Source organism: Actinoplanes awajinensis subsp. mycoplanecinus, from assembly GCF_001509495.1.
Lineage (GTDB): Bacteria > Actinomycetota > Actinomycetes > Mycobacteriales > Micromonosporaceae > Actinoplanes > Actinoplanes palleronii.
Map to the genome: position 1 here is coordinate 1 of NZ_LLZH01000065.1, position 6671 is coordinate 6671.

Annotated in this window: 5 protein-coding genes and 1 tRNA gene; 2 read left to right on the forward strand and 4 right to left on the reverse strand. The window is 69.6% G+C overall.

Annotated elements, in window-relative coordinates; genetic code table 11:
• Position 1: 1 nt before the first annotated feature.
• Both ADL15_RS11015 and ADL15_RS11020 read right to left on the reverse strand, forming a co-directional pair.
• A tRNA-Met gene (locus tag ADL15_RS11015) sits at positions 2-75 on the reverse strand.
• Between the two features lie 161 nt (positions 76-236).
• Positions 237-1685 (reverse strand): MFS transporter, encoded by a 1449-nt coding sequence (locus ADL15_RS11020; protein ID WP_067687956.1) that lies wholly within the window; start codon positions 1683-1685, stop codon positions 237-239.
• Positions 1686-1787: 102 nt separating this feature from the next.
• On the opposite strand from ADL15_RS11020, the gene ADL15_RS11025 reads away from it, so the two are divergent.
• Positions 1788-2171 carry a MarR family winged helix-turn-helix transcriptional regulator gene (locus tag ADL15_RS11025; protein ID WP_067687958.1) on the forward strand — a complete coding sequence of 128 codons (384 nt, stop codon included), beginning with the start codon at positions 1788-1790 and terminating at the stop codon, positions 2169-2171.
• Here ADL15_RS11025 and ADL15_RS11030 read toward each other — a convergent pair.
• A complete protein-coding gene (locus ADL15_RS11030) occupies positions 2083-3534 on the reverse strand; it encodes an MFS transporter (protein ID WP_067687960.1) in 1452 nt (483 codons plus the stop codon). The two genes, ADL15_RS11025 and ADL15_RS11030, sit on opposite strands and share 89 nt — an antisense overlap.
• An 82-nt stretch (positions 3535-3616) precedes the next feature.
• On the opposite strand from ADL15_RS11030, the gene ADL15_RS11035 reads away from it, so the two are divergent.
• Positions 3617-4192: a helix-turn-helix domain-containing protein gene (locus ADL15_RS11035; RefSeq protein ID WP_067687962.1), complete on the forward strand. Its 576-nt coding sequence runs from the start codon at positions 3617-3619 to the stop codon at positions 4190-4192.
• On the opposite strand, the gene ADL15_RS11040 is transcribed toward ADL15_RS11035, so the two are convergent.
• Positions 4186-6303 carry a galactose oxidase-like domain-containing protein gene (locus ADL15_RS11040; protein ID WP_232344021.1) on the reverse strand — a complete coding sequence of 706 codons (2118 nt, stop codon included), beginning with the start codon at positions 6301-6303 and terminating at the stop codon, positions 4186-4188. The genes ADL15_RS11035 and ADL15_RS11040 overlap by 7 nt on opposite strands.
• Between the last annotated feature and the right edge of the window lie 368 nt (positions 6304-6671).

Below are 6671 nucleotides of genomic sequence, written 5' to 3' on the forward strand. Positions count from 1 at the left end.
GTAGCGGGGACAGGATTTGAACCTGCGACCTCTGGGTTATGAGCCCAGCGAGCTACCGAGCTGCTCCACCCCGCGTCGGCTTCTAAAGACTAGCGCACTCATACCGAGAACGACGAATCCGGCCCCTCGCACCCACTCCCACCAGGGGAAACAAGAACGGCGAGGGGCTCACGGAAGCGTGAGCCCCTCTCCGGGAACGGCCATTTTTCGGAAAATCAGCTGACCATTTTTGAAAATCAGGCAGAAATGCGGCGGGATCTCGCCGCGATCATCGCGATCGCGTTCAGCAGCAGCCCCGCCACCGCCACTCCGGTGACCAGGTTGACCCCGGGCCGGAACGCCGTGAAGTCCCCGGAGCCGGAAACGGAGGCCGCCGTCGTGGCCGAGGCGATCAGGCCGGTGACCACCGCCAGCACCAGCGCGGTGCCGACCTGCCCGGACGACTGCACCAGCCCGGACGCCAGGCCCTGCTCCGAGTCGTCGATGCCGTCGGTGGCCTGCGCCATGATCGAGCTGAAGCCGAACGCAAAGCCACCACCCAGCAGCAGCATCGCCGGGAGCACGGTGACCAGGTAGCCGGGCCGGCTGCCGGCGGTGACCAGGAACCAGACGTATCCGGAGCTGAGCGAGATCATCGCGGCCACGATCAGCGGCGCGGTGCCGTAGCGGTCGATCAGCCGGCCCATGAACGGTGAGCCGAACGCGACGATCAGGCCGGCCGGGAGCAGCGCCAGGGCCATCCGCAGCGGCGTCCAGTGCAGCACGTCCTGCAGGTAGAGCGTCATCATGAACTGGAAGCTGACGTACGAACCCATCAGCGCGACCATGCTGGCGTTGGCCCGCACGATGGTGCCGATCCGGAAGATGCTCAGCCGCACCAGCGGGTGCCGGACCCGGCTCTCCGCGATCACGAACCCGGCCAGCAGGGCCACCGCGAGCACCGCGAGGCCGACGGTGAGTGGTTCGAAGCCACGCTGCGGGGCGGTGACCACGGTGTAGACCGCGAGCAGCATCCCGCCGACCAGGGTGACCGCGCCGATCGGGTCGTGACCACCGCCGGCGGCCGGCTTGTCGCGCGGGATGAGCACAATGCCGGCGATCAGCGCGGCGAGCGCGAGCGGCACCGGGACCAGGAACGTCCACCGCCAGCCCAGGCTGGTCAGCACGCCGCCGAGGATCAGGCCGGAGGAGTATCCGCTGGCGCCGAAGACCGTGAAGATGGAGAGCGCCCGGTTGCGCGCCGAGCCCTCCGGGAACGTGGTGGTCAGGATGCTCATCGCGGTCGGCGCGGTGAACGCGGCGGCCAGGCCCTTGATGAACCGGGTGGCGATCAGCAGCCCGCCGTCGTCGACGAGGCCGCCGATCAGCGAGGCCACGGTGAAGACCCCGAGCGCGATCAGGAAGACCTTGCGCCGGCCGAGCAGGTCGGCGGTGCGCCCGCCGAGCAGCAGCAGGCCGCCGTAGCCGAGCACGTAGCCGTTGACGATCCACTGCAGGGAGGTGGTGGAGAGGCCGAGCTCGGAGCCGATCGAGGGCAGCGCCACCCCGACCATCGAGACGTCCAGGCCGTCGAGGAACAGGACCGCGCACAACACCGCGAGCACGCCCCAGAGCCGTGGTGTCCAGCGCTGTTCCGCGGCCTGCGCCGGCGAGGCCGACGGGGCCGGGGTTTCGGTGATAGTCACGGTGGAGACATTAGATGCGTGCGCATCTAATGTTCAAGCATCCAATGCCGCCGCATTAATTTCACATGCATCAACTGACTCGTACGGAGTAAGATGCCCCCCATGGAGCGGGAAACAGACCTCGTCGAGCGCTGGCGAGCACTCCTGAGCAGCTACAACGAGGTCGCCTGTCACCTCGAGCGGGTCCTCGGCGAGGCGCACGGCATCACTCTCAGTGAGTACGAGACTCTCGACCGTCTCACCACCCAGAAGTGTGACAAGCGGCGCATGCAGGATCTCGCCGAGACGATGTATCTCAGCCAGAGCGCCCTGTCCCGGACGGTGAGCCGCCTGGTGAAGAACGAGCTGGTCGAGCGCACCCACTGCGAGGACGACCGGCGCGGGGTGTTCGTGGAGATCACCGAGACCGGCCGGGAACGCTGGGCCGAGGCTCGTAAGACCCATCTCGCGGTGCTGGCCGAGCACCTGAGCCCGGCCCCGGGCTGACCCGACCGGCGTCACCGGGCGCCGGCGAGACCTGGGCGATCAGCAGCAGGGCCAGGCCACCGGCCGCGACCAGGAACCAGCCCGGGCGGGTCGCCGCGGCCAGGCCGGCCGGGCCGGGGTCCGCGACCAGCCCACCGGCGAGCGCGATGCCGAGCGCCGCGCCGACCTGTCGCGCCGTCGAGGCGATCCCGCCGGCCACTCCGGCGCGGGCCGCCGGCAGGCCACTGACCGCGGTATTGGTGATCGGCGCATTGGCGAAACCCACACCCACACCCACGAAAAGGTACGCGGTGAGCAGCACCGGCACCCCGGTCCGCTCGTTCAGCCCGACCAGCAGGAGCCCGCCGATCGTGGTGCTCACCCCGGCCAGGCGCAGCGGCAGGCGCGGCCCGGAGCGCCCCACCAGGTAGCCGGAGAGCGGCGCGCAGACCGTCGCGGCGATCGCCATCGGCAGCGTGACCAGGCCGGCCGCGATCGGGCTCATCCCGCGTACCTGCTGCAGGTAGAACGTGCCGAGCAGCAGGGTCAGGTTCAGCGCCGTGAAGGTCACCACCGCGCCGCCGACGGCCGCGGCGAACGGGAGCCGCCGGAACAGCCGCAGGTCCATCAGCGGCTCGGCACGACGGGCCTCCACCACACTGAACGTGATCGCGGCGGCCGCGATCACCCCGTACGAAATCATCGACGGACCGGACCACCAGCCCACCCGCGGCCCTTCGATGAGAACCGCGACCACCGTCCCGACCAGGACCGTGAGCAGCACCTGGCCGGTGGGGTCCAACCGCCGCGGCTGGGGTGACCGCGACTCCGGCACGTAGACCACGGTCAGGACCAGCACGACCGCGATGATCGGCAGGTTGACCCAGAACACCGGCCGCCAGCCCAGCCCCGTGACGATCGCGCCGCCGAGCACCGGCCCGGCCGCCATGCTGAGCCCGAACACCGCCGCCCAGATCCCGATCGCCTGCGCCCGCTGCCGCGCGTCGGTGATCGTGCTGACCACGATGGCCAGCGCCACCGGGCTCAGCATCGACCCGCCCACGCCCTGAACGACCCGCGCCGCCACCAGCGCACCGAGCCCCGGCGCCAGCGCGCACCCCACCGACCCGGCCGCGAACAGCACCAACCCGACCCGGAAGATCCGCCGTCGGCCGACCCGGTCGGCCAGCGCCCCCGACGTGATCAGCAGGCTCGCCAGCACCAGCGTGTACGCGTCGACCGCCCATTCCAGCTCACGGACCCCGAGGCCCAGGTCCCGGCCGATCGACGGCAGCGCCACGCTCACCACCGTGGTGTCCATCCCGACCAGGAAGATGCTGGTGCAGCAGATCGCCAGCACCACCCGACGACGTGTCTTCTCCATCACGGCTCCTTCGTGTCACCGTGATGGTCGCCGCGCGGGCCCCGCCGTCCCAGCGAACTTGCGAAGACCGCAAACTGCAGGGGTGGACCCTGACCTGGCCGAGTTGCTCGACGGGATCGGCCCGCGCCTGCGCCGGATCCGGCAGGACCGCGGGCTCACCCTGGACGATCTGGCGTCCGCGACCGGCCTGTCGGTGAGCACCCTGTCCCGCCTCGAGTCCGGCAAGCGCCGGCCCACGCTGGACCTGCTGATCCCGCTGGCCCGGATGCACCGGATGGCGCTCGACCACCTGATCGGCGCCCCGCCCACCGGTGACCCGCGTGCCCACCTGACCCCGCACCGCACCGAGCCGCGCACCGGGAACCCGAGCGTGATCGTGCCGCTGACCGCGTACCCGGGCCGGCTCCAGGTCTTCAAACAGATCCTCGGCGCCGGGCGCACCCCGCCGGCCCTGGTCAGCCACCCCGGGCACGCCTGGTTCCACGTGCTGTCCGGCACGGTCCGGCTGCTGCTCGGCGACCGCACGCTGCTGCTGCACCCCGGCGACACCGCCGACTTCGACACCGCCGAGCCGCACTGGTTCGGCCCGGACGGCGCCTCCGCCGAGATCCTGCACCTGTACGGCCCGCACGGCGACCGGCCCGCGGCCGGTCAGTAGGTCCACTTCTGGAACACCACGCCGGTGCACGTGTTGAGGCGGAGGATCGCCTGGTTCAGCGACGACGCCGCGGAGAGGCACAGCGTGGTGTTGCCCACCGGCCGGATCGTGCCGTCCGCGTTGAACTGCCAGGTCTGCGGGCCGGACCGGTTGCAGGTGTAGGCCCAGAGCCGCTGGTTGTTCACGTAGTTGCCGGACGGCACGTCCAAGCAGTTGCCCATCAGCCGCAGCGTCCGGTCGTCCGGCAGCCGGGTCAGCGACTGCGCCTTGGAGCCGTTGCAGTTGTAGAGCTGCAGGTAGGTGCGGCTGGCGATCGCCGACGACGGCACGTCCACGCACCGGCCGGTGTTGTTCTTGACCTGGCTCATCACCGGGCTCGGGCCCTTGGCCACCTGCACGATCTTGGCGACCGACGGGACGCCGTTCGCGTCGATCACGAAGAGCATGTAATAACCGGGAGGTGCCACGCCACCGTTCGGCGGTCCGGTCACGGTCAGCGTCGTCCCCGACACCGAGAATTTCAACGGTACGTAGCGCTGGCCCTGATCCACGCCGTGCGTGACGTCGGCCAGCCCGACAAGCGCGACCTTCTTGATCCCGGCCGCCTGGGCCGAGGTGACCGCGAAGTTCGTGTTGATCGCGACGCTCGCCGGCGCGGCAGAGATCACCGGCCGGGCCGCGGGAGCGCCGCTGCCGTCCTTCGCGAACAGGTACGGCGGGCTGAAGTACTCGACGTTCTTCTCCAGGTAGCCGACCGTCATGCAGGTCGAACAGATGCCACCGCCGCCGGTCATCACCCGCCCGTCCGGCAGCAGCGCGGCCGTCGAGTGGTACTGCCGGATCCGGCTCGCGCTCGCCAGCACGGTCCACTGCCCGGTCGCCGGATCCCAGCGTTCCGCCGCCGTCACCGCGTTGTCCAGGTCGACCAGGCTGGACTTCGCGGTGCTGGCGAGCCCGCCGGTCGCCAGCACCGAACCGTCGGCGAGCACCGTCGCGCTGAACTGACGCCGGCCGGTCGCCATCGACCCGGTCGCCGCGAACGACGGCACCGAGCCGACACCGCTGTTCACCACGACCGCGGTCCGGGTCGGCACCTTGGCGGCACCGTCCTCGGTGACCGAGCCACCCCCGACCACCAGCGACTTCCCGATGTCGTACGTGGAGAAGCTCCCGTAGTCCCGGTAGATCCCGTCCCGGTTGGTGGTCGCCGTGATCACGCCGTTGCCGGCCGTGGTGATCGTGTAGCCGGTGACGTGCGGCCCGAACAGCCCGAGCTGGGCGTCCGGCCGCGACGCCAGGAACGGATAGAGCCGCGCACTGTATTGGGTGAACCCGGACAACGGCCGAATCGCGCCATCCGTCTGATAGACCTCCGCGGTCGCCGGGCCGCCACCGATGATCACTTCTTCGCCGTTCGCGGTCTGCGCCACCGACGGATACCAGCGGCCGGCCGCCATGTCTTTCCCGCGGGTCCACGTTTCGGCCTGCCAGTCGAAGACATATGTCCGGACCGTACCCTGAAGTTGTTTGTTCGCATTTCCCCCGGCGATCAAGATGTTGCCGTTGGCGAGGTGTGCGAAACCGGCACAGAAGATGTTGGTGCCCTGAAGATCAATGCGCTTCTCGGTGCCATCGACGGGATTCCATACCATCGCCCGGGTGAAACTATGATCCGGATAGGACTCGGCCGCGTTGTCACCCACCGAATCCCAGATCAACATCTTGCCGTTCGGCAGTGTCGCCACGAACACCGGAACCACCGAGGTCGCGGTGACCGGACTCCACTCGCCGGACACCCCCGGGTCCGCGGCCACGTTCGCCCGGGACCGCGCCACCCCGGGCCGCACCCCGGTCTCCCGCTGGATCCGCGCCGCGGTCGCCGCGGTCTGCTCCTCGATCACCCGCACCGGGGTGCCGACCAGGTCCTCCGCCATGTGCTCCGGCGAGTCGTCCACCGCCTGGGCCCCGTGCTCGTGCTCCGCTTCCCCCTGGACCTGCCCCGCATCCGCTTGGAGGTGCCCTGGCAGCATGCCCGGCGCGTGCTCGTGCCCTGGCGCCGCGGCCGGCGCGTGCTCGTGGACGTGCTCACCGGCCTCTGCCCGCCCCGCCACCGGGCTCACCACGGATGATCCGAAAAGGATCAGGGCGGACATAATTCCCGAAGCTACCAGGGCCCGACGCGAACGCATGAATGAGTCCCTCCGCCGAAATCAGCCAGCGGTCACCCCAAAAGGCCTATCGGAACCCATTTCCCGCCGAACCCAGCCGGCAACAACGCGAGCCGCGAGCCTCCCCCGATTCCAGAAAGCACGCCACTCACGCCAAAAGCTCGCCAAAAGATCAATCGGGCGAACTCACCAATGGACCCCCGCGCAACAATCCTCAGCGCCGCCAATCACAGCAACCTTTGGCACACCATAACCCCCACCAAAGGTGACCTTCAATGTCCACCACAATCAATAAACGGACAGCCGCCAAC

What these genes read in the sequence shown, in the direction of transcription:
- ADL15_RS11025 (WP_067687958.1), top strand. Translation starts at nt 1,788, where the DNA reads ATGGAGCGGGAAACAGACCTCGTCGAGCGCTGGCGAGCACTCCTGAGC.
- ADL15_RS11030 (WP_067687960.1), bottom strand. Translation starts at nt 3,534, where the DNA reads ATGGAGAAGACACGTCGTCGGGTGGTGCTGGCGATCTGCTGCACCAGC.